Consider the following 21,589-nt stretch of genomic DNA (forward strand, 5'->3'; position numbering starts at 1 on the left):
GTTCACGAGGCCACCGGTTGCAGATGGTTCGAGGCGCGTCGATAGAGCATGAGCGTCGCGCACAGCGCGCACAGGGCTGCAAAGCTCATCCAGTAACCCGGCGCCGCCTTGTCGCCGGTGTACTGGATCAGCAAGGTCGACATCGCCGGGGTGAACCCGCCGAACACGGCCGTAGCCAGGCTATAGGCGAGGGAGAAACCGGCCACCCGGACTTCCACTGGCATGATCTCCGTCAGCGCCGGGATCATTGCGCCGTTGTACAGGCCGTAGATGAACGACAGCCACAGCAACACCAGCAGCATGTGGATGAAGCTGGGCGCGTTGACCAGAAAGGTCAGCATCGGATAGGTGGTGGCGATGGCCAGCACAGCCATGACAATCAACACCGGGCGGCGACCGATTCGGTCGGACAGGGCTCCGCCAATCGGCAGCCAGATGAAGTTCGAGACGCCGACCAGCAATGTCACCAGCAGCGCATCGGACGTGCTCAGGTGCAGCACGGTTTTACCGAAGGTCGGCGCGTACACCGTGATCAGGTAGAACGCGGTGGTGGTCAGGGCGACCATCATCATGCCAGCGAACACGGTCAGCCAGTTTTGCCCCAGGGTGCGGAACACTTCACCCATGCTCGGGCGGTGTTTACGGGTGGCGAACTCTTCGGTTTCTTCCAGGTTGCGGCGCAGCAGGAAGATGAACGGCACGATCATGCAGCCGACGAAGAACGGAATCCGCCAGCCCCAATCGGCAATCACGTTCGGCGCCATCCACTGGTTCAAGGCGTAACCCAGCGCGGCGGCGACGATGATCGCCACTTGCTGGCTGCCCGACTGCCAACTGGTGAAAAAGCCCTTGTGGCCGGGTGTGGCGATCTCGGCGAGATACACCGACACGCCGCCCAATTCCGCACCGGCGGAAAAGCCCTGCAGCAGCCGCCCGATCAGCACCAGGGCCGGGGCGAACAAGCCGATGGTTTCGTAGCCGGGCACCAGCACAATCAGGATGGTGCCGCTGGCCATGATCGACAGAGTCACGATCAACCCTTTGCGTCGGCCCACATCATCGATATAGGCACCCAGCACCACCGCGCCCAACGGACGCATCAGAAAGCCTGCGCCGAACACTGCGAAGGTCATCATCAGCGAGGCGAATTCGCTGCTGGCCGGAAAGAATACGGCAGCGATTTGCGTGGCATAGAAACCAAAAAGGAAGAAGTCGAACTGTTCGAGGAAGTTGCCCGAGGTGACCCGGAAAATGGCACTGGCGCGAGAGCGTCCGCGCGGGATTGAGGCTGTCATCGATAAATACTCCACCGCTTTTATGACGTGCGCTGCCTGGACGCGGCGCACGGTTCTTATTGGGGCGGATAGTGGAGCAGGGGGATCGATATGTTAATTGCATAGTTGGCATGCATTGATGTGTGAAGTGGATCAATGCATTCGTGGACGTGCTCGTGCAGTTACCGGTACAGGCACCCGTCGACGAAACGCTATTCGCTATGTGCCCGCACTACGCTCTCGGTGCCCAGCCGATACTGATTGTTCCCGCTGCGCTTGGCCTCATACATCGCCAGGTCGGCAATGTGCAGCAAGCGGTCGATGCTCGGCGCATGATCGGGGAACACGGCGACGCCGAGACTGGTGCCGATGTGGCGCTGGTCGTTGCCGATGGTGACGGGCGGGGAGAGTTCGACGAAGATTTTCTGGCAGATGGTGCGCGCTTCGTCTTGCAGGCTTTTACCTTGGGGCAGGTCCTGGAGGATGACCACGAATTCGTCGCCGCCGATCCGGGCGACGGTGTCGGTGCCACGCAGAATGCGCTTGAGCCGTGTGGCGGTCGTGACCAGCACCCGGTCGCCCGCCGCATGACCATAGCGGTCGTTGATGGCCTTGAAACCATTGAGGTCGACAAACACCAGCGCCACCCGCGTGGCACCGGCGCGTGCCTGTTCCAGCGCTTCGGACAGGCGCTCTTCGAGCACCAGGCGATTGGGCAGGCCGGTCAGCCGGTCGTAATGGGCCAGGTGCTTGAGGTAGTTGGCCGAGGCCTTTTCTTCGGTGATGTCGCGTACCACGCCCATCATCTTGATCGTTTCGTTGTGGTCATTCTTGACCACGTTGCCGGTTTCCCGCAGCCAGCGGATCGTTCCGTCGAGCCAGACCACGCGGTACTCCTCGTCATGGTTTTCGCCGGTTTCCAGGCAACGCAGTTCGCCGGCCCGAACCCTGTGCCGGTCGTCCGGATGCACGCAGGAGCAGAACAGGGCGTAAGAGGGCATCACTTCGCCGATCTTGAAGCCGAACATGCCGAAAATTGCATCTGACCAGTACAACCGGTCGGTGTCGACATCCCAATCCCAGGTGCCGATACGAGCGAAATACTGGCTGCGTTTGAAGCGCTCGGCGTCGTCATCCTGGTGGATGCTCCGGCCTTCGGACAGGCTGTTGATGATCGCGCGATACTCCGCCAGCTGCTTGTGCAGCGAGCGTTCGCGCCAGACCAGCGCGACGATCAGGGTAAGCGTCATTGAACCAAGGATGACGCTGGTCCAGAGCAGGATCATTCGGGGGAGGCCTTCAGGGCGGTGAACCGTTCGGGTAATTGTTGATTATTTTAGTTCAGTAAACAGCTTTAAACGCCGCGCGCGGAGACGGCAATGGTTGCCAATCGAGAGCAAATCTGGGAAAACGGCGCCCGTCAGGCCCTTGAGGGCGAGAGAGCATACGAGTGAATTCAATGAATGACGAGCTTCAGGTAATCGATCTTCAGGTGGGTGACGGAAAAACCGCCATCAAAGGCGCACTGATCACCACCCAGTACCGTGGCTGGCTGGAGGACGGCACCGAATTCGACTCTTCCTACAGCCGTGGCAAACCCTTCCAGTGCGTGATAGGCACCGGGCGGGTCATCAAGGGCTGGGATTTGGGCATCATGGGCATGCAGGTCGGCGGTAAGCGCAAGTTGCTGGTGCCGGCGCACCTGGCCTATGGCGAACGCACCATGGGCAAGATCACGCCGAATTCGAACCTGATCTTCGAAATTGAATTGCTGGAAGTGCTGACGCGGGATGATTGACTTGAAGCTGGCTAGCCAATGCGAACGTCTGGCGCCGGCCCATGAGTTGTCTCACCTGACCGTCGAATACCGCACTGCTTGAGCGGTTTTCGGTCGGTCACTGAACAGCGCAATCCGCCCATTCAAGGAAGGGCGGTAATGCCAGGTCAGGCGATCCAGTGCCGTCTTCATCGCCAGAATTTGCTGGACGGTAGCGCCCGCAATGCATAACGCCAGTCGTTGCCCCGGACATTGATGGCGCCCCGCACCAAAGGTGAAGCTGCGCCGGTTCGGGCGGTCGAGCAGGAACGCGTCGGGGTTGTCGTTGAGCTGCGGGTCGCGATTGGCCGAGGCCAGCAGCACCAGGATCACGTCTGCGGCTTTCAGCTGCACCCCGTCAATCTCGCAGGGGGCGGCGACGAAGCGGCGGGTGTTCTGTACCGGCGGGTCGAAACGCTGCACTTCGGCCAGCAGGTCTTCGACAGGGGTTGATTCGCTGCGCAACGACGGATGTTGAATCAATGCCAGCACGGCGTTGCCGATCAGTCCGGCAGTGGCGTCGAAGGTCTGGGAGAACAGGCCGATCAGGTTGGCGATCAGCGTTTGCGGTGCGCCGGACGCGAAGCGCTGGCGGATGCCTGCAAGCAGAAGGCTGTGGTTGTCCGGGTCGGCCAGAAGCTCGACACAGTAACTGCTCATTTGTTCGGCGGCAGCGTGGGCGGCGGTCAATTGCGCCGCGTCACTCAAGGGCGACAGGCAGGCGACGAAATCCGCCGTCAACTCGCTGATGGCGCGGCCCTGAGCCGGGGTGAATCCCAACAACGCCGCCACCACGCACACCGGTCCGCGAAACATGGCGTTGTACAGGCCTGCGGCATCCGCGGTCATCAATCGGGCGCTGACCAGGGCCTCGACTTCCCGCGCATCGATCAACTCCAGCCCCGGCTCAATCGCCGACCGTGGGCAACGCTGGCGTTCACCCTCATTCATGCGCATCAATTGGCCGAACACCTGGCCGGCCATGCCGTCGGCAATCGCCTTGGGGACTGGCTCCTGCGCCGGTCGAACGTGGCAATCGGGATGCGCCAGCACGGCGGCCACCGCCCGGGCGCTGCTGGCCACCCACAGGTTCAGTTCTGGATGAAAAGCCAGCCCACCTTCGGCACGCAGTCGTGCGTAGTAGGGATAAGGATCGGCATGGGTCGCAGCAATGATCGGGTCCATGGGGCGCAGCCTTTTGTTGTTGGAAAGTGTTGCTACTATCTCCAGTCCGAAAGGGCGTTGATTCGTCCGGGAGCGAAATATGAGCGCAGAACAACACGACATCGGTGTCTCGCAGGTAGCGGCAGCCATCGCCGAGCCTGCACGGACGAAAATCCTCTGTTCGCTGATGGACGGCCACGCCCGCACCAGCACCGAACTGGCGACGGTGGCCGAAGTCAGCGCGTCGACCGCCAGTGCCCACCTGGCCAAACTCAAGGAGCTGGCGCTGGTGCGGCTGCACGTTCAGGGACGTCACCGCTATTACAGCCTGGCGGACAAACGCGTGGCCCAGGCCTTGGAGGCGCTGATGGTGATCGGCCAGAACACTGCGCCGGGCTTCAACTCGCGGACCCCGGATCGCCTGCAGTTTGCCCGCACCTGCTACGACCACATGGCGGGCACCCTGGCCGTGCTGATGCATGACCGGATGCTCGAGGCGGGCTGGCTCGAGGAAACCGACGAACAGGCCTATCGCTTGAGTGACAGTGGTTCGGCAATGTTTCAGGGGCTTGGGATCGAGGTACAGGACTTGAGCACCTTGCGCCGCCGCTTCGCCTGCCCGTGCCTGGACTGGAGCATGCGTCGGCCGCATCTGGGCGGATCGCTGGGTGCGGCGTTGCTGCAAACGGCGCTCAAGCGCAAGTGGGTGACCCAGGATCTGGACAGTCGCGCGTTGGCGTTGACGGCGTTGGGGCGCAAGGAGGTAGCGGGGCGGTTCGGGGTCGATTTGCGGTTGGATATTGAGGAGAAGAGCAAAAGATCGCAGCCTGCGGCAGCTCCTACAGGGGCTGCGATCTTTTTACGCCCATGAAAAAGCCCCCCACCGGTCACCCGATGGGGGGCTTTTGTGCGTCTGGCGTCAGATCAAACCTTGACGATCCAGCCCGCTGGCGCTTCGATGTCGCCGGTTTGCACGCCGGTCAGCTCTTTGTAGAGCTTCTGGGTGATCGGGCCGACTTCAGTTTCGCTGTGGAACACGTGCAGGTGGTCGTTGTAGTTGATGCCGCCAATTGGCGTGATCACTGCAGCGGTGCCGCAAGCGCCGGCTTCCTTGAAGTCCGACAGTTTGTCGATGAACACGTCGCCTTCGACCACATCCAGACCCAGGCGGGACCGGGCCAGTTCGATCAGCGACAGACGGGTGATGCCCGGCAGTACCGATGGCGAGTTCGGGGTCACGAACTTGTTGTCGTGGGTGATCCCGAAGAAGTTGGCCGAACCGACTTCCTCGATCTTGGTATGGGTCAGCGGATCCAGGTAGATGCAGTCGGCGAAATGCGCTTTCTTGGCCTGGGAACCCGGCATCAGGCTGGCGGCGTAGTTGCCACCGACCTTGGCGGCACCGGTGCCTTGTGGCGCGGCACGGTCGTAGCTGGAGATCAGGAAGTTGTGCGGGGTCAGGCCGCCCTTGAAGTAGGCGCCGACCGGGATGCAGAAGATCGAGAAGATGAACTCGGGGGCGGTACGCACGCCGATGTTGTCACCCACACCGATCACGAACGGGCGCAGGTACAGCGCGCCGCCGGTGCCGTACGGCGGAATGAAACGCTCGTTGGCGCGGACCACTGCTTTACAGGCTTCGATGAATTGCTCGGTGTCCACCTGCGGCATCAGCAGGCGGGCGCAGCTGCGCTGCATGCGCAGGGCGTTCTGGTCCGGGCGGAACAGGTTGATCGAACCATCCTTGCAACGGTAGGCCTTCATGCCTTCGAAGCATTGCTGGCCATAGTGAAGGGCAGTGGAGCCTTCGCTGATGTGCAGCACGTTATCTTCGGTCAGGGTGCCTTTGTCCCACTCGCCATTGCGAAAGTACGACAGATAGCGCTTGTCGGTCTTGATGTAGTCAAAACCCAGCTTGTCCCAATTAATGCTTTCGTTACCCATGACACCCTCTATCTCTTAACAACCGCCGAAACGGTTCAAGGCTTCTGACGTTTTTTGGATGGGGACAACAATACTTCATTCTTGGGCTAAATCGCAGCCCGGACGATAGGGGGAGAAGCAGATTTATTAGCCTGCTTATTAGACTTCCCGGTCTATCGTCGAAAAGATCGCAGCCTGCGGCAGCTCCTACGGGATCGGCGGCCACCTGTAGGAGCTGCCGCAGGCTGCGATCTTTTGATCTTTACAGGTGCAACGCATGCCCCAACGCCCGCAACGCCGCTTCCTGCACCGCCTCACCCAGCGTCGGATGCGCATGGATGGTGCCGCCGATGTCTTCCAGCCGCGCGCCCATCTCCAGGCTCTGGGCAAACGCCGTGGACAACTCCGATACGCCGACGCCCACCGCCTGCCAGCCGACAATCACATGATTGTCGCGACGGGCAACCACGCGCACGAAGCCGCTTTTCGACTCCAGGGTCATCGCCCGGCCATTGGCGGCGAACGGGAAGCTCGACACGATGCAGTCCAGACCTGCGGCCTTGGCTTCGTCCGGGGTCTTGCCGACTACCACCAGTTCCGGGTCGGTGAAGCACACGGCGGCGATGGCGGTCGGGTTGAACTCGCGGGTCTTGCCGCTGATCAGCTCGGCGACCATCTCGCCCTGGGCCATGGCCCGGTGCGCGAGCATCGGTTCGCCGCTCAGGTCACCGATGGCATACACGTTGCGCATGCTGGTCTGGCAGCGGTGGTCGATCTTGATCGACGAACCGTTCATGTCCAGGTTCAGCGCTTCGAGGTTCCAGCCCTGGGTGTTCGGCTTGCGACCGACGGCCACCAGCACCTGATCGGTTTCCAGGTTCAGGGTCTCGCCGCCTGGTTCCAGTACTTGCAAGGTATTGTTAGAAGAATCAAAACCTTGAACGCTATGTTTCAAGTAAAGCTTTACGCCGAGTTTTTTCAGTTCGTCGTGCACCGGTTGAGTCAATTCGGCGTCGTAGGCCGGCAGGATGCGCTCCTGCGCTTCCACCACGCTGACTTCGGCGCCGAGCTTGCGATAGGCAATGCCCAGCTCCAGACCGATGTAACCGCCGCCGACCACGATCAAGCGCTTGGGCACGGAGGTTGGCGCCAGGGCTTCGGTGGACGAGATGATCGGCCCGCCAATCGGCAGCATCGGCAGGTTCACGCTTTTCGAACCGGTGGCCAGCACCAGGTGCTCGCACTGGATACGCGTGTCGCCGACTTCAACGGTCTTGCCGTCGATGACCTTGGCCCAGCCTTGAACAACCTGGACCTTGTTCTTTTTCAGCAGCGCCGCAACGCCAGTGGTCAGGCGATCGACGATGCCGTCCTTCCACTCGACGCTCTTGGTGATATCCAGGGTCGGCGCCGAGACGCTGATGCCCAGCGCCGAGTGCTGGTTGTGGTGCCGGGTCTGGTGGAACTGCTCGGCAACATGAATCAGTGCCTTGGACGGAATGCAGCCGATGTTCAGGCAGGTGCCGCCCAGGGATTGGCCTTCCACCAGAATGGTCGGAATGCCCAGCTGGCCGGCACGGATCGCTGTTACGTAACCGCCGGGGCCGCCGCCGATGATCAGCAGCGTGGTGTTCAAAGTCTGCATTCGTTACTCCACAAACAGAGTGGCGGGTTGTTCGAGCAAGCCGCGAATGGCCTGGATGAAGAGCGCCGCGTCCATGCCATCGACCACGCGGTGATCGAAGGAGCTGGAGAGGTTCATCATCTTGCGGATCACGATCTGGCCTTTGATCACCATTGGCCGTTCGACGATCTTGTTCACGCCGACAATCGCCACTTCCGGCAGGTTCAGCACCGGCGTGCTGACGATGCCGCCCAAGGCGCCAAGGCTGGTCAGGGTGATGGTCGAACCGGACAACTCGTCGCGGCTGGCCTTGCCGTTGCGTGCGGCGTTGGCCAGGCGAGCGATTTCCGCTGCGCTGTCCCACAGGCTGCGGGCTTCGGCGTGACGCACCACCGGCACCATCAGGCCGACATCGCTCTGGGTCGCGACGCCGACATGTACCGCGCCGAGGCGGGTAATGACCTGGGCTTCGTCGTCGTAACGGGCGTTCATCTGCGGGAAGTCGCGCAGGGCGACGACCATGGCGCGGACCAGGAATGGCAGCAAGGTCAGCTTGCCGCGGGTGGCGCCGTGTTTTTCGTTGAGGTGCGCGCGCAACTCTTCCACAGCCGTGACGTCGATTTCTTCGACATAACTGAAGTGGGCGGCACGCTGGGTGGCGTCCTGCATGCGCTGGGCGATCTTGCGGCGCATGCCGATCACCGGGATCTGCTGTTCATCGGTACGTTGGGCGTAAGCAGCCGCCACCGGTGCCGAGGCGGTCGACTGACCCTGAGCCAGGTAGGCGTCGAGATCTTCGTGCAGTACGCGGCCGGCAGGGCCGGTGCCTCGGACCAGACGTAGCTGAATACCGAGGTCCAGCGCATGCTTGCGCACGGCCGGGGAGGCCAGCGGACGCTCATCGGCTTCGCGAGCGACCATCGGGCCCTGGCAAACGGCGGCTTTCGGCGCTGGGGCAGCGACCGGTTTGCTTTCAACCACGGCTTCTACTTTAGCTGCGGCCACCGGGGCTTCTTTAACGGGAGCCGGTTGCGCCGACTCCTTAACGTTGCCCGCGCCTTCGACTTCAATGCTGATCAGCACGCTGCCGACCGCCATGACTTCACCCGGCTGGCCACCGAGGGCAATGACCTTGCCATGCACCGGCGACGGGATATCGACCATCGCCTTATCGGTCATGACATCGGCCAGTACCTGATCTTCGACGACCATGTCGCCGACCTTGACGTGCCATACCGACAATTCAACTTCTGCAATGCCTTCACCAATGTCCGGCATTTTAATGACGTGCGTGCCCATTCAGACCTCCATGACCCGTTTCAACGCCGCGCCCACTCGGGACGGCCCTGGGAAATACGCCCACTCTTGCGCGTGCGGGTAAGGGGTATCCCAACCGGTGACGCGTTCGATCGGCGCTTCCAGGTGGTGGAAGCAGTGCTCTTGCACCAGCGCTGTCAGTTCGGCGCCGAAGCCGCAAGTGCGGGTGGCTTCGTGAACGATCACGCAGCGCCCGGTTTTCTTCACCGATTTGGTGATGGTTTCGAGGTCCAGCGGCCACAGGCTGCGCAGGTCGATGACTTCGGCATCCACGCCGCTTTCTTCAGCGGCCACTTGCGACACGTAGACGGTGGTGCCGTAGGTCAGTACGGTGACGTCCTTGCCCGGACGGGCGATAGCGGCAACGTCCAGCGGTACGGTGTAGTAACCGTCCGGAACCTGTGCGGCGGGGTGTTTCGACCACGGGGTTACCGGGCGGTCGTGGTGGCCGTCGAAAGGACCGTTGTACAGTCGTTTCGGCTCCAGGAAGATCACCGGGTCATCGTTTTCGATGGAGGCAATCAGCAGGCCTTTGGCGTCGTAGGGGTTGGACGGCATGACGGTGCGCAGACCGCATACCTGAGTGAAGAGTGCCTCGATGCTCTGGCTGTGGGTCTGGCCGCCGTAGATGCCGCCGCCACAGGGCATGCGCAGGGTCATCGGCGCGGTGAATTCGCCAGCCGAGCGATAACGCAGGCGCGCGGCTTCGGAAATGATCTGATCGTAGGCCGGGTACACGTAGTCGGCGAACTGGATCTCCACCACCGGGCGCAGGCCGTAGGCGCCCATGCCCACGGCGGTGCCGACGATACCGCTTTCAGAGATCGGCGCGTCGAACACCCGGGAGGTGCCGTACTTGGCTTGCAGGCCTTCGGTGCAGCGGAACACGCCGCCGAAGTAGCCCACGTCCTGGCCGAAGACCACGACGTTGTCGTCACGTTCAAGCATCACATCCATGGCCGAGCGCAGGGCCTGGATCATGGTCATGGTGGTCGTGGTCATGGCGGTTTCCAGCTCGATATTGTTGTTGTGATCGTTCATGTCAGATCCCCAACTCTTGACGCTGGCGCTTCAAGTGCTCCGGCATCTCTTTGTAGACGTCTTCGAACATGGTCGCGGCGCTCGGAATCTGGCCGCCGGCGAGGGTGCCGTACTGCTCGGCTTCTTTCTGCGCGGCGATCACTTGGGCTTCCAGTTCGGCGCTGACCGCGGTGTGTTCCTCTTCGGACCAGTGACCGGTCTTGATCAGGTGCTGCTTGAGGCGCGCAATCGGATCGCCCAACGGGAAGTGGCTCCAGTCATCGGCGGGACGGTATTTGGACGGATCATCGGAGGTCGAGTGCGGACCGGCGCGGTAGGTGACCCATTCGATCATGGTAGGACCGAGGCCGCGGCGGGCGCGTTCGGCGGCCCAGGCAGAGGCGGCGTAGACCGCGTAGAAATCGTTGCCATCGACCCGCAGGGAGGCAATGCCGCAACCGACGCCACGACCGGCGAAGGTGGTGGCTTCACCACCGGCAATCGCCTGGAAGGTGGAGATCGCCCACTGGTTGTTGACCACGTTGAGGATCACCGGCGCGCGGTACACGTGGGCGAACGTCAGGGCAGTGTGGAAGTCCGACTCGGCGGTGGCGCCGTCGCCGATCCACGCCGAAGCGATTTTGGTGTCGCCCTTGATCGCCGAGGCCATGCCCCAGCCCACGGCTTGCACGAACTGGGTGGCGAGGTTGCCGGAGATGGTGAAGAAACCGGACTCCTTGACCGAGTACATGATTGGCAACTGACGTCCCTTGAGCGGATCGCGCTCGTTGGACAACAGTTGGCAGATCAGGTCGACCAGCGGTACGTCGCGGGCCATCAGGATGCTTTGCTGGCGGTAGGTCGGGAAGCACATGTCGTCGATGTTCAGGGCCAGGGCCTGGGCGCTGCCGATGGCTTCTTCGCCAAGGCTCTGCATGTAGAACGACATTTTTTTCTGACGCTGGGCAACCACCATGCGGTTGTCGTAGATCCGCGTCTTGAGCATGGCGCGCATGCCCTTGCGCAGGATCTCTACCGGCACGTTTTCAGCCCATGGACCGAGGGCATTGCCCTGGTCGTCGAGCACGCGGATCAGGCCACGGGCCAGATCCGCCGTGTCAGCCGGTTCAACGTCGATTGGGGGTTTGCGCACCGTGCCGGCATCGGTCAGATGCAGGTAGGAGAAGTCGGTTTTGCATCCTGGACGGCCCGAGGGTTCGGGGACGTGCAGACGCAGCGGTTCATACGCTTGGGTCATGGCTTCTACGCTCGATCTTGTGAATTTCTTGTAGTGAGCTGACAGATTTCGTTCGGTAGAAGAAATCTTGTCCTACAACAATCATAGGCCCGGCCAAGAAGAATATTTCTCTCTGTTTCGTTGCGTTAAAGATCATTTGAAGATAAAAAACCTGCATAAACATAAAAAACAGGTGGTTTTATCTCATGCGCAAACTGGACCGTACCGATATCGGCATTCTCAACAGCCTTCAGGAGAACGCACGCATCACCAACGCCGACCTCGCGCGTTCGGTGAACCTGTCGCCGACGCCATGTTTCAACCGGGTCAAGGCCATGGAAGAACTGGGGGTGATTCGCGAGCAAGTGACGCTGCTGGATGCCGACCTGCTGGGGCTGCACGTGAACGTGTTCATTCACGTCAGCCTGGAGAAGCAGGTGGAGGAGGCGCTGCAGCATTTCGAAGAGGCGATTTCCGATCGCCCCGAGGTGATGGAGTGCTACCTGATGGCCGGCGACCCGGACTATCTGATCCGGGTGCTGGTGCCGACCATCCAGTCGCTGGAGCGCTTCATGATGGACTTTCTGACCAAGGTGCCGGGGGTGGCGAACATCCGCTCGAGCTTTGCGCTCAAGCAGGTGCGCTATAAGACCGCGCTGCCGTTGCCGGCGAATGGGCTGACGTTGGGTAACTGAAAATCAAGGATCGCGCTTTGTAGGAGCTGCCGAAGGCTGCGATCTTTTGATTCTGGCGACAGTTGGATCGCTGAAGATCAAAAGATCGCAGCCTTCGGCAGCTCCTACAGGGTTAGAGTTTGTTCAGGGGGATTTTCAGGTAGGTCACGCCGTTGTCTTCGGCCGGCGGCAAATTCCCCGCCCGCACATTCACCTGGATCGCCGGCAGCAACAGTGTCGGCATCCCCAATCCCGCATCGCGCCGGGTGCGCATTTCCACGAAGGCGTTTTCGTCGATGCCATCGCGTACGTGAATATTGCTTTTGCGCTGTTCACCCACGGTAGTCATGCATTGGGAGGAGCGGCCCTCGGGCGGATAATCGTGGCAGATGTACAGGCGCACGCTGGCGGGGAAGGCCAGCAGCTTGTGGATCGAGGCGTACATCTGGTTGGCATTGCCGCCGGGAAAGTCGCAGCGCGCGGTGCCCACGTCCGGCATGAACAGCGTGTCGCCGACCAGGATCACCTCGTTGCCGATCAGGTAGGCCATGTCCGCCGGGGTATGACCGGGCACGTGCAGGGCGGTCGCCTTGAGATTGCCAATCATGAACGATTCGTCGGGGGCGAACAGGTGATCGAATTGGGAGCCGTCGACGCGAAAGGCGGGCTCCAGATTGAACAGCGCCTTGAACACGTCCTGCACCTTGCTGATCGACTCGCCAATGGCGATCTTGCCGCCCAACTCCCCGCGCAGATACGGCGCAGCGGACAAGTGATCGGCGTGGGCGTGGGTTTCCAGCAGCCATTGCACTTGCAAGTGATGGGCGCGGACGAACGCGATGATTTTGTCAGCCTGGGTGGTCGCGGTGCGCCCGGCGGCACCGTCGTAGTCGAGCACAGGGTCGACAATCGCACACTGCCCGCCATCCGCCTCGTAGACCACGTAGCTGTAGGTCGAGGAGGCGGGGTCGAGGAATGCTTCAATCAACGCGGGCATGGACACGAACCTGTGCAGGGGTAGAAAAGTCAGTCATGGGTTGCAACACTTTATGTAAAAACATAATGTTCGCAGCTTAAGTGACATTGAAGGCATCCTGCAAATGCAATCCAGTCTGACCGAATGTGAAGTCGCCCAACTGCGCGCCTCGGCCTCCAAGGCGTGTGCGCTGCTCAAGGCCCTGGCCAATGAAGATCGCCTGTTGATCCTGTGCCAGCTCACCCAGGGTGAGCGCAACGTAGGCGAGCTGGAGAAAATGACCGGCGTGCGCCAACCGACTCTGTCCCAGCAGTTGGGCATCCTGCGCGATGAGGGATTGGTCGCGACCCGTCGTGAAGGCAAGTACATTTTTTATGGTCTTGCCAGTCACGAAGTGATCCAGGTGATGAAAACCCTCTCCGGGCTGTATTGCGGGGCGTTGCTCAAAAGCTGGGTTCAACCCTGAATGCAAGCCAACACTCAGAACCTGTGGGAGCGAGCCTGCTCGCGATGGACGTAATGGCACCGCGTTTATACAGATAACACGCGTAATCGTTAGCGACCATCGTCGGAACGCCGCCCGGAGCAAGCTCGCTCCTACAGTAATTTTGTATTGCGGCTGGAAGAAAACTTGCGTGCAGCAAAAGGAACAAGCAATGAACGATCAACACTGGGGCCCATCCATCAGTGCAGATATCGTGCTCATCGGCGGCGGCGGCGGCGGCGGCGGCACGGCGGGCATCGGCTTTGTCGCCAGCCTGCTCAAGCTGAAGGCGACACTGCTGCCGTGGTTCTACTGGAACGGTATGCTCAAGGGCCGCGAGTGGCTGACACATGTGTCCAGGGTCGACTGAGAACTCCCTATGTTGCTGGCAAGTCTGTTTGGCGTAGTGATGGGGTTGGTGCTCGGCTTGACTGGCGCCGGTGGCGGTATCCTTGCGGTCCCGGCCCTGGTGTTGGGGTTGGGCTGGAGCATGACCCAGGCCGCTCCGGTGGCGTTGTTCGCGGTGGGCAGTGCGGCAGCGGTCGGCGCCATCGACGGTTTGCGCCATGGCCTGGTGCGGTATCGCGCGGCGCTGCTGATCGCCGCGCTGGGTGCGGTGTTTTCGCCGGTGGGCATCTACTTTGCCCATCAGTTGCCGGAAAAAATCCTGATGATCCTGTTCAGCCTGCTGATGGTCGTGGTGGCCGGGCGGATGTTGCGCCGCGAGCGCAAGGAAGAGGGCCCCAGCGATCACGGTCAGGCCAACTGGGGCCAGAAGAACTGCATGCTCGATCAACAGACCGGGCGTTTTTCCTGGACCGCCAAATGCACTGCGACCCTCGCCGCACTGGGGGCGGTGACGGGAGTGGTGTCGGGGTTGCTGGGGGTGGGTGGCGGCTTTCTGATCGTCCCGGCCTTCAAGCAACTGACCGATGTGCAGATGCGCGGGATCATTGCCACCTCGCTGATGGTGATCAGCCTGATTTCCGCCATCGGCGTGATCGGCGCCTTCCAGGCCGGCGTGCGCATCGACAGCGTCGGCGCCACCTTCATCGGCGCCAGCATTGCCGGCATGATCGTTGGCCGCAAGCTCTGCGCCCAGGTACCGGCGCGGGCGTTGCAGGTCGGGTTCGCCAGCATCTGTTTCGTGGTCGCCGCGTACATGCTGATAAAAACGAGCGCTTGACCTATAGAAGCCCGGCTTGCCGGCGAAGGGGGCTTCAAGTGCGCCTTCGCCGGCAAGCCGGCTCCTACGAAAAGCGGTTCTTTACAACTTTAGTGGCTTGCCCTGCCGACAAGCGGTCGTACGCCTTAGTTGTCGCGCACCGCCGGCCAATCCAAAGCACCTGAAAACCACCCCCAAGGCAGCGTATGGCGCCGCCGGTCAGGTTTCGATAATCGCCTCCGACACTCAGTCCCCCGTTTCGGAGCGCGCCATGCACAACAATAAGAACGTCACGCATCGTTTTCTGCCTGCCTTTATCGCCAGCCTGTCTGCCCTTGGCCTGAGCCCGCTGGCCGAGGCGGATATCATGCTGTACGACAAGGACCAGACCACGTTCTCCACCGACGGCTACATCAACGCCTTCTACGTGAACAGCGATGTCGACCGCGCCGGCGAGCAGTTCGACCGTCGGCAGTCGCGGGTCAAAATGGGGTTCCTGCCCAACTACCTGGGGTTCAACATGGGCAAGCAGGTAGACGATCTCAAGCTCGGTGCCCGCGCCTCGTTCTGGGTCACCATCAACGACAGCCAAACCAACGGCACCGACACCGCCATCGATGTGCGGCAGTTCTTCGGCACCGTGGCCAACCCGGAGTGGGGCGAAGTGCTGATCGGCAAAGACTTCGGGCTGTTCGCCCGTTCCAACATCCTGCTCGACGAAATGCTCGCCGGTTACGGTCAGGTCAGCGATACGTTGGGGCTGGTGGATGGCGGCGGGGTGTCGTTCGGCAACATTGGCACCGGTTACCCGTATCCGTTCCCGACCTCGCAGATCACCTATCGCACCCCGGTGATGGACGGTCTGCGTGTGGCGGTCGGCATCATGGACCCGGTGGACACCAACGACAGCAGCCCGACGGGCAAGGCCTATCAGGAAAACCCGCGTACCGAGAGCGAAGTCACCTATCAGTTCGACCTGGCCGGGGCAAAGATCTACAGCTGGGTCAACGGCAGCTACCAGACTTCGGACAACACCGATTCCACGGTCGAGACCGTCACCTCCAAGGGTGTCGGTTATGGCGTGCAGGCGAAGATGGGCGGCTTGTCCCTCACCGGGTCGGGTTTCCAGGCCAAGGGCATCAACCCGTTTTTCACCAACAATGCCGGCGAGCCGACCCTGCGCAACGTCGACAGCGACGGCTACCTGCTGCAGGGCTCCTACAAACTGGGCAAGAACCGCCTGGCCTTGTCCTACGGCAAGACCAATGACGATGGCAACGGCGTGGTCGGCAGCGGCGCAGACTACGAGACCCGCGGCATCGCGTTGTTCCATGACGTGAACGATAACCTCAAGCTGGTGGCCGAGTACAACCAGTTCGAAATCAACGGCCACGACACCAGCGAGCAGAACGAAAACACCGACACCTTTGCCGTGGGTGCGGTGCTGACCTGGTAACCCCGGGAGGTGGCCCTGGCCGTGCGCATCGCGGCGAGGGTCGCCACCCGTCTCATCCCATCGAAGTGGCTACCCGCTACCCAAGTAGCATTCGTCGCACCTCGCAGGCTTCGTACACTCGTGCCTCATACACACGCACCTGCGGGAGGTAAGGATGCAGCAGAGCGAAGGCGTCGTCAGTGCAATGTCCCAGGCCACTGATGCCCGGCAGGTCGCGCAGGAACTGGCACGACAGTTGTTGCATCCGCACCTGGGGTTCGTGCTGTTCTTCTGTTCCGCCGAGTACGACTTGCAGGCGCTGGGCCAGGCCTTGCAGCAAAGCTTCGGCGGCATTCGCCTGGCGGGCTGCACCAGCGCCGGGGAAATCACCCCGCTGGGCTACGGGCGCAATTGCGTGACGGCGGTGGGCTTTGATCATCGGCACTTTTCCATCGCGATCGAGCTGATCGACCAGATGGAGCACTTCAGCCTGATCGACGCCCAGCAAATGGTCGAGCGCCTGGTCAGTGGCTGTCGCAGCAACACCCTGGCGCCGATCAAGGGCAACAGCTTTGCCCTGACCCTGCTCGATGGCCTGTCCAGCCGCGAAGAAATGGTCCTGGCGGCCTTGAGCGCGGCATTGGGCGACATTCCGCATTTCGGCGGCTCGGCCGGCGACGACAACTACCTGACCCATACCCATGTGTACTTCGATGGCGAGTTCCACAGCGGTGCGGCCGTGGTGGTGCTGGTCAATACCTGGCTGGATTTCGAAGTGTTCACCACCCACCACGTGCTGCCCCGCGCCGAGAAGCTGGTGGTCACCGGAGCCGACAGCGCCTCACGGCGGGTCTTCGAACTCAATGCCGAGCCGGCTGCCGCCGAGTACGCCCGGCACATCGGCGTGCCGGTGGCGCAACTCGATCACCGGGTCTTCGCCGCGCACCCGCTGGCGGTGCGGATCAACCAGCAGTACTACGTGCGGGCCATCCAGCAGGTGCATCCGGACCTGAGCCTGAGTTTCTACTGCGCCGTGGAAAACGGCATCGTCCTCACCGCCATGACCCCGGGGTCGATGCTGCCGAACCTGCAGAGCCTGTTCGAAGGGTTGCAGGAGCGCCTGGGCGATTTGCTGCTGACCATCGGTTGCGACTGTTTCCTGCGGCGTCTGGAACTCGAAGACGACGGCAGTCTTGATCAGATCGGCTCGTTTTTGCGTGAACAACGGGTGATGGGTTTCAACACCTATGGAGAACAGTTCAATGGCATGCACATCAACCAGACCTTCACCGGCGTTGCCATTGCCCGTGGCCGTGCCCCAGGACATCGCTGAGCTGCAGGCCGAACTGGCCAGGCTGCGCCTGGAAAACCATAAACTGCAGCGCATCAATGGCGCGCTGATCGAACGGGTCGAGTCCGGGGGGACCCGCGGCAACGATCCGTACGCGGCATTCCAGCATTCGGTGGTGTTGGCCGAGCAAGTGCGCGAACGCACCGATGCCCTGAACCAGGCCATGGCCGAACTCAAGGCCGGTAATCATTTGCTCAGCGAAGCCCGCCTGCGCGCGGAAACGGCGCATCAACACCTGATCGATGCCATCGAAAGCATATCCGACGCCTTCGTGCTGTTCGACGCCGAGCAGCGCATCGTGCTGTTCAACAGTCGCTTCAAGGCGTTCTGGAGCAACAGCCGGGTGCGGATCAACGCCGGCATGCGCCTGACCGAGGTCAAGCGGTTGATGATGAACAACGGCCTGTTCACCGAAGAGCCGCGCGGGCATGCCGACGAAAACCTGCTTTACCGCCTGCAGAACGGGCGCTGGCTGCAAGTCAGCGAGCGGCCGACCCAGGAAGGGGGGCGGGTGATTCTGTTCACCGACATTACCGACGTCAAACTCAGCGAAACCATGCGCCGTGAGCAGGCGGTGGCGCAGAAGTCGCACCTGTTGCAGCGGGCGGTCGACAACCTGTCCCAAGGGGTGGCGATGGTCAGCGCCGAGGGCATCCTGGAGTTGTGGAACCGGCGTTTCCTGGAATTGAGCGGGCTGGCGCCGGTGGCGGCCCATCGCCCCTTTGCCGAAGTGATCGCCGACAGCGAGTTGAACCTGCTGACCCCGGCCAGTCGCGATGGCAACGGACGACCGGTCCGCGAATGCGAGCAGCGCCTGTACGATGGCCGGGTCCTGGAAATCCGCACCCATCCGCTGCCCACCGGCGGTTTCGTCAATACCTTCACCGACATTACCGAACGCTACCAGCACGCCGAGGCGCTAAGTGAAAGCGAACACTGGATTCGCCTGATCACCGATCACGTACCGGCATTGATTGCCTACCTCAATGCCGACCTGGTCTACGAGTTCACCAACAAGGTCTACGAAGAGTGGTACTGCTGGCCCCGCGGCGTGATGCTCGGCCAGAGCCTGCGCGAAGTGCACAGCGAACAGCATTACCAGCGACTGGAGTCCTACGTGGCCAGGGCACTGGCGGGCGAGAGCGTGACCTTCGAGTTCGCCGAAACCAACGTCAACAACCAGGAGCGCTACATGCTGCGCTCCTATGTGCCCAACCGTCTGGCCAGTGGCGAGGTGGTGGGGATTTTCGTGCTGATCCGCGACATCACCGAACGCCGCCGCACCGCCGAGGCGCTGCATCAGGCTTATCAGAACCTGGAGCTGCGGGTACGCGAGCGCACGGCGGAATTGACCACCCTCAACGACCAGCTGCTGCGCGAGATCGATGAGCGGCGCCTGGTCGAGTCACGCTTGCGCGAGGCCAAGCAGGAAGCCGAGCAGGCCAACCTGTCGAAAACCAAGTTCCTCGCCGCCGTCAGCCACGACCTGCTGCAACCGTTGAATGCCGCGCGCCTGTTTACCAGTGCCTTGCTGGAGCGGCGCGAGCCGATGTCCAGCGAGGTTCTGGTGCGCAACGTGAGCAATTCCCTGGAAGACGTGGAGAACCTGCTCGGCACCCTGGTGGATATTTCCAAGCTCGATGCGGGGGTGATCAAGGCCGACATTGCGCCATTCGCCCTCAGTGAGCTGCTGGAGAACCTGGCCGCCGAATACACCCAGGTGGCGCGCAGTGAAGGCCTGCAACTGCACTTCATCGGCTGTTCGGCGCTGGTGCGCAGCGACATCCAGTTGCTGGCGCGGATTCTGCGCAATCTGCTGAGCAATGCGATTCGCTATACCTACAGTGGTCGCGTGGTGCTCGGTTGCCGGCGGCATCATCAGTGCCTGACGATCGAAGTCTGGGACAGCGGCATGGGCATTGCCGAGCATCGCCTGGAGGAGATTTTCCAGGAGTTCAAGCGCGGTGATGTGCAACGACCCGATCAGGATCGCGGCCTGGGCCTGGGCCTGGCGATTGTCGAGAAGATTGCCGGCATCCTCGGGCATCGCATTCATGTGCGTTCGTGGCCGGGCCGGGGCTCGATGTTCTCGGTCGAAGTACCCTTGAGCGCCACCGCGCCCAAGCCGCAGCCGGCGTTGCAGATGAGCGAGCCGATGCTGGAGCGCCTGCGGGGTGCGCGGATTTGGGTGCTGGACAATGACGCGACCATCTGTGCCGGCATGCGCACCTTGCTGGAGGGGTGGGGGTGTCGGGTGGTGACGGCACTATCGGAGGAGGACCTGGCACGGCAAGTGGACAACTATCACGCCGAGGCCGACCTGCTGATCGCCGACTATCACCTGGATAACGATCGCAACGGTGTCGACGCCGTCGCCCGAATCAATGCCCGGCGCGCGTCACCGATCCCGGCCATGATGATCACGGCCAACTACAGCAATGAACTCAAACAGCAGATCCGCGAACTGGGCCACACCCTGATGCACAAGCCGGTGCGGCCGTTGAAACTGAAGACGGCGATGAGTCATCTACTCACCAGACCTTGAAATCTTCGGTGCATGGGACGGCCCCTTCGCTGGCAAGCCAGCTCCTACAGGATTGCGGTGATCTGTAGGAGCTGGCTTGCCAGCGAAAGGGGCGACTCGGTCGTCAACGCCGCAGATAAGACCCGAAATCAATATCCCCGGCACTCAGGATTGCCTGCACCCGGTTGTGCACGTTGAGCTTGCGCAGGATCGCCGAGACGTGGGCCTTGACCGTGGTCTCGGCGATTTCCAGGGTGTAGGCGATCTGCTTGTTCGATTCGCCCTTGGTCATGCGTTCCAGTACCTGCAATTGCTTGCGGGTCAGGGCCTGGAGCAGTTCGGGCGGGAAGCTCGGGGTGTCGTTCATGCGCCGGTGGGTGCTGCTTTTGGCGGTGCGGATGATGTCCGGGGGCAGGTAGACATTGCCGTTGAGAATCTGCTGGATGGCATCGGTCATCTGGGTGCGTGGCGAAGATTTGGTGATGAAGCCCACCGCGCCGTAGGTGATGGCTTGCAGCACGATCTGTTTGTCCTGCTCGGCGGAGACAATCACCACCGGAATGGTCGGCGCCTCGTTACGCAAGTTGATCAGGCCATTGAGCCCGTGCATGCCGGGCATGTTCAGGTCGAGCAGGATCAGGTCCAGATCGTCGTGTTCCTGGGTCAGGGCCAGGGCGCTGTCCAGGTCAGCGGTTTCCATCACCTCGCTGCCGGCAAAACCGTCGCTGATGACGTTGTGAATGGCTTCGCGAAACAGCGGGTGATCGTCGGCAATCAGAATTTTGTACATGGCCTTTCACCTCATTATTTTGATTATGGTGTGGCAACAACACGCACGCGTAAAGCTCAGGGAAAGGGTTCGGGCCGGGCGGGCGAAACCGGCAGGTTGGCCGCTTGCCAGGCGTCCAGGCCATCGCGATACCAATACAGCGTCTTATAGCCCATGGTGGCTGCGCGCTTGACCGCATTCCAGCTCAACCAGCAGTCGGAGCGGCAATAGAAGACCAGCGGTTGCGTCGGGTCGCCGGCGGTCAGCTTTTTCAGGTTGGCGGCGAAATAGTCCTGCCATTGCGGCGTCAGGTCACCGTCCCCGGTATTGGCCAGCCAGTGGCTGCCGGGCAGGTTTTCATGGGGCTGGTCTTCGATGAATTGCCCTTGCAGCCACTGACGGCGGTAGACGTCGATCAGCACCGGGCGCGGGGTTTGGCCGAGCAGCGTTTGCAGGGCGCGGGTGTCGATGATGGTTGCGCCTTGCAGCTGGTCGGGCGTCGGGCTGCGGTACAGGCCGATGCGAAAGCCGTCGGTGGAGAACAGCGCTGTGTCGGCCTGCGCAGTACTCAGCAGCAGGCCCAGCGACAGGGCGGCGAGAACAGGGCGCAACAGGCAACGTCGGGCACGTGGCATGGGTTCAGTCCTTATAGTTATGAACCTATTACATGCCAGTCGGGGGGCATTGGGAATGCGACGATAGACAGGGAAACCAGTACTAAAGTAGTAATTTCCCTGTGATTGTGGAGAACCCTTGTAGGAGCTGGCTTGCCAGCGAAGAGGCCGGCAGCTCCAGCATTAATGTTGGCTGGCATACCGCCTTCGCCGGCAAGCCGG

The 21,589-nt window shown here is 61.6% G+C and carries 20 protein-coding genes; 9 read left to right on the forward strand and 11 right to left on the reverse strand.

Features of this window, described 5'->3' with window-relative positions; all coding sequences use genetic code 11:
- Window positions 1-2 precede the first annotated feature (2 nt).
- A complete protein-coding gene (gene tcuC / locus AC1D19_RS18775; RefSeq protein ID WP_477764083.1) occupies window positions 3-1,295 on the reverse strand; it encodes a tricarballylate/proton symporter TcuC in 1,293 nt (430 codons plus the stop codon).
- A 191-nt stretch (window positions 1,296-1,486) separates the two neighbouring features.
- Entirely contained in the window at window positions 1,487-2,560 is a 1,074-nt protein-coding gene (locus AC1D19_RS18780) for a diguanylate cyclase domain-containing protein (protein ID WP_477764084.1), read from the reverse strand.
- 173 nt (window positions 2,561-2,733) lie between these two features.
- On the opposite strand from AC1D19_RS18780, the gene AC1D19_RS18785 reads away from it, so the two are divergent.
- Window positions 2,734-3,072 (forward strand): FKBP-type peptidyl-prolyl cis-trans isomerase, encoded by a 339-nt coding sequence (locus AC1D19_RS18785; protein WP_477764085.1) that lies wholly within the window; start codon window positions 2,734-2,736, stop codon window positions 3,070-3,072.
- Between the two features lie 51 nt (window positions 3,073-3,123).
- Here the strand turns inward: AC1D19_RS18785 and AC1D19_RS18790 are convergent, their stop codons facing one another.
- Window positions 3,124-4,275: a cytochrome P450 gene (locus AC1D19_RS18790; protein WP_477764086.1), complete on the reverse strand. Its 1,152-nt coding sequence runs from the start codon at window positions 4,273-4,275 to the stop codon at window positions 3,124-3,126.
- A 79-nt stretch (window positions 4,276-4,354) separates the two neighbouring features.
- Here AC1D19_RS18790 and AC1D19_RS18795 point away from each other — a divergent pair, with 79 nt between their 5' ends.
- Window positions 4,355-5,125 (forward strand): ArsR/SmtB family transcription factor, encoded by a 771-nt coding sequence (locus AC1D19_RS18795; RefSeq protein ID WP_477764087.1) that lies wholly within the window; start codon window positions 4,355-4,357, stop codon window positions 5,123-5,125.
- 53 nt (window positions 5,126-5,178) lie between these two features.
- Here the strand turns inward: AC1D19_RS18795 and AC1D19_RS18800 are convergent, their stop codons facing one another.
- The 5 genes from AC1D19_RS18800 to AC1D19_RS18820 form a co-directional block, all read right to left on the reverse strand.
- A complete protein-coding gene (locus AC1D19_RS18800) occupies window positions 5,179-6,198 on the reverse strand; it encodes a branched-chain amino acid aminotransferase (RefSeq protein WP_223455986.1) in 1,020 nt (339 codons plus the stop codon).
- 241 nt (window positions 6,199-6,439) lie between these two features.
- Window positions 6,440-7,822 (reverse strand): dihydrolipoyl dehydrogenase, encoded by a 1,383-nt coding sequence (gene lpdA / locus AC1D19_RS18805; RefSeq protein WP_477764088.1) that lies wholly within the window; start codon window positions 7,820-7,822, stop codon window positions 6,440-6,442.
- A 3-nt stretch (window positions 7,823-7,825) separates the two neighbouring features.
- On the reverse strand, window positions 7,826-9,100 hold the full coding sequence (locus tag AC1D19_RS18810) for a dihydrolipoamide acetyltransferase family protein (protein ID WP_477764089.1): 1,275 nt from the start codon (window positions 9,098-9,100) through the stop codon (window positions 7,826-7,828).
- Entirely contained in the window at window positions 9,101-10,159 is a 1,059-nt protein-coding gene (locus tag AC1D19_RS18815; RefSeq protein WP_477764090.1) for an alpha-ketoacid dehydrogenase subunit beta, read from the reverse strand. It lies immediately after the preceding gene.
- A 1-nt stretch (window position 10,160) separates the two neighbouring features.
- Entirely contained in the window at window positions 10,161-11,396 is a 1,236-nt protein-coding gene (locus AC1D19_RS18820; RefSeq protein WP_477764091.1) for a thiamine pyrophosphate-dependent enzyme, read from the reverse strand.
- A 185-nt stretch (window positions 11,397-11,581) separates the two neighbouring features.
- Between AC1D19_RS18820 and bkdR the strand changes: the two genes are divergently transcribed.
- Window positions 11,582-12,070 (forward strand): Bkd operon transcriptional regulator BkdR, encoded by a 489-nt coding sequence (bkdR, locus tag AC1D19_RS18825; RefSeq protein ID WP_007976593.1) that lies wholly within the window; start codon window positions 11,582-11,584, stop codon window positions 12,068-12,070.
- A gap of 112 nt (window positions 12,071-12,182) precedes the next feature.
- Here the strand turns inward: bkdR and AC1D19_RS18830 are convergent, their stop codons facing one another.
- A complete protein-coding gene (locus tag AC1D19_RS18830; protein WP_477764092.1) occupies window positions 12,183-13,046 on the reverse strand; it encodes an MBL fold metallo-hydrolase in 864 nt (287 codons plus the stop codon).
- A 103-nt stretch (window positions 13,047-13,149) separates the two neighbouring features.
- Here AC1D19_RS18830 and AC1D19_RS18835 point away from each other — a divergent pair, with 103 nt between their 5' ends.
- From AC1D19_RS18835 to nahK, 6 genes are all read left to right on the forward strand, one after another.
- Window positions 13,150-13,491, forward strand: a complete 342-nt coding sequence (locus AC1D19_RS18835) for an ArsR/SmtB family transcription factor (protein WP_477764093.1) — start codon at window positions 13,150-13,152, stop codon at window positions 13,489-13,491.
- Window positions 13,492-13,681: 190 nt separating this feature from the next.
- Window positions 13,682-13,879 (forward strand): hypothetical protein, encoded by a 198-nt coding sequence (locus AC1D19_RS18840; RefSeq protein ID WP_477764108.1) that lies wholly within the window; start codon window positions 13,682-13,684, stop codon window positions 13,877-13,879.
- A gap of 9 nt (window positions 13,880-13,888) precedes the next feature.
- Window positions 13,889-14,695: a sulfite exporter TauE/SafE family protein gene (locus AC1D19_RS18845; RefSeq protein ID WP_477764094.1), complete on the forward strand. Its 807-nt coding sequence runs from the start codon at window positions 13,889-13,891 to the stop codon at window positions 14,693-14,695.
- Between the two features lie 250 nt (window positions 14,696-14,945).
- Window positions 14,946-16,130 (forward strand): porin, encoded by a 1,185-nt coding sequence (locus AC1D19_RS18850; protein WP_477764095.1) that lies wholly within the window; start codon window positions 14,946-14,948, stop codon window positions 16,128-16,130.
- Between the two features lie 154 nt (window positions 16,131-16,284).
- Window positions 16,285-17,442, forward strand: coding sequence for a nitric oxide-sensing protein NosP (nosP, locus tag AC1D19_RS18855; protein ID WP_477764096.1), 1,158 nt, complete (start codon window positions 16,285-16,287; stop codon window positions 17,440-17,442).
- Window positions 17,372-20,005, forward strand: a complete 2,634-nt coding sequence (gene nahK, locus AC1D19_RS18860; protein ID WP_477764097.1) for a hybrid sensor histidine kinase/response regulator NahK/ErcS' — start codon at window positions 17,372-17,374, stop codon at window positions 20,003-20,005. The genes nosP and nahK overlap by 71 nt, the downstream gene beginning before the upstream one ends.
- Before the next feature lie 103 nt (window positions 20,006-20,108).
- On the opposite strand, the gene AC1D19_RS18865 is transcribed toward nahK, so the two are convergent.
- Entirely contained in the window at window positions 20,109-20,774 is a 666-nt protein-coding gene (locus AC1D19_RS18865; protein ID WP_108215949.1) for a response regulator transcription factor, read from the reverse strand.
- A gap of 56 nt (window positions 20,775-20,830) precedes the next feature.
- The gene (locus AC1D19_RS18870) at window positions 20,831-21,388 is read right to left on the reverse strand and encodes a PQQ-dependent catabolism-associated CXXCW motif protein (protein ID WP_477764098.1); all 558 of its coding nucleotides are present in this window, start codon (window positions 21,386-21,388) and stop codon (window positions 20,831-20,833) included.
- Between the last annotated feature and the right edge of the window lie 201 nt (window positions 21,389-21,589).

The organism is Pseudomonas sp. P1_C12, from assembly GCF_056406435.1.

Bases quoted from the DNA above. Each gene is read 5' to 3' on its own strand.
- lpdA (WP_477764088.1), bottom strand. From the start codon at position 7,822: ATGCAGACTTTGAACACCACGCTGCTGATCATCGGCGGCGGCCCCGGC.
- AC1D19_RS18820 (WP_477764091.1), bottom strand. From the start codon at position 11,396: ATGACCCAAGCGTATGAACCGCTGCGTCTGCACGTCCCCGAACCCTCG.
- bkdR (WP_007976593.1), top strand. From the start codon at position 11,582: ATGCGCAAACTGGACCGTACCGATATCGGCATTCTCAACAGCCTTCAG.
- AC1D19_RS18835 (WP_477764093.1), top strand. From the start codon at position 13,150: ATGCAATCCAGTCTGACCGAATGTGAAGTCGCCCAACTGCGCGCCTCG.
- AC1D19_RS18810 (WP_477764089.1), bottom strand. From the start codon at position 9,100: ATGGGCACGCACGTCATTAAAATGCCGGACATTGGTGAAGGCATTGCA.
- AC1D19_RS18865 (WP_108215949.1), bottom strand. From the start codon at position 20,774: ATGTACAAAATTCTGATTGCCGACGATCACCCGCTGTTTCGCGAAGCC.
- AC1D19_RS18840 (WP_477764108.1), top strand. From the start codon at position 13,682: ATGAACGATCAACACTGGGGCCCATCCATCAGTGCAGATATCGTGCTC.
- AC1D19_RS18845 (WP_477764094.1), top strand. From the start codon at position 13,889: ATGTTGCTGGCAAGTCTGTTTGGCGTAGTGATGGGGTTGGTGCTCGGC.
- AC1D19_RS18780 (WP_477764084.1), bottom strand. From the start codon at position 2,560: ATGATCCTGCTCTGGACCAGCGTCATCCTTGGTTCAATGACGCTTACC.
- nahK (WP_477764097.1), top strand. From the start codon at position 17,372: ATGGCATGCACATCAACCAGACCTTCACCGGCGTTGCCATTGCCCGTG.
- AC1D19_RS18795 (WP_477764087.1), top strand. From the start codon at position 4,355: ATGAGCGCAGAACAACACGACATCGGTGTCTCGCAGGTAGCGGCAGCC.
- AC1D19_RS18800 (WP_223455986.1), bottom strand. From the start codon at position 6,198: ATGGGTAACGAAAGCATTAATTGGGACAAGCTGGGTTTTGACTACATC.
- AC1D19_RS18785 (WP_477764085.1), top strand. From the start codon at position 2,734: ATGAATGACGAGCTTCAGGTAATCGATCTTCAGGTGGGTGACGGAAAA.
- tcuC (WP_477764083.1), bottom strand. From the start codon at position 1,295: ATGACAGCCTCAATCCCGCGCGGACGCTCTCGCGCCAGTGCCATTTTC.
- nosP (WP_477764096.1), top strand. From the start codon at position 16,285: ATGCAGCAGAGCGAAGGCGTCGTCAGTGCAATGTCCCAGGCCACTGAT.
- AC1D19_RS18815 (WP_477764090.1), bottom strand. From the start codon at position 10,159: ATGAACGATCACAACAACAATATCGAGCTGGAAACCGCCATGACCACG.
- AC1D19_RS18790 (WP_477764086.1), bottom strand. From the start codon at position 4,275: ATGGACCCGATCATTGCTGCGACCCATGCCGATCCTTATCCCTACTAC.
- AC1D19_RS18870 (WP_477764098.1), bottom strand. From the start codon at position 21,388: ATGCCACGTGCCCGACGTTGCCTGTTGCGCCCTGTTCTCGCCGCCCTG.
- AC1D19_RS18850 (WP_477764095.1), top strand. From the start codon at position 14,946: ATGCACAACAATAAGAACGTCACGCATCGTTTTCTGCCTGCCTTTATC.
- AC1D19_RS18830 (WP_477764092.1), bottom strand. From the start codon at position 13,046: ATGCCCGCGTTGATTGAAGCATTCCTCGACCCCGCCTCCTCGACCTAC.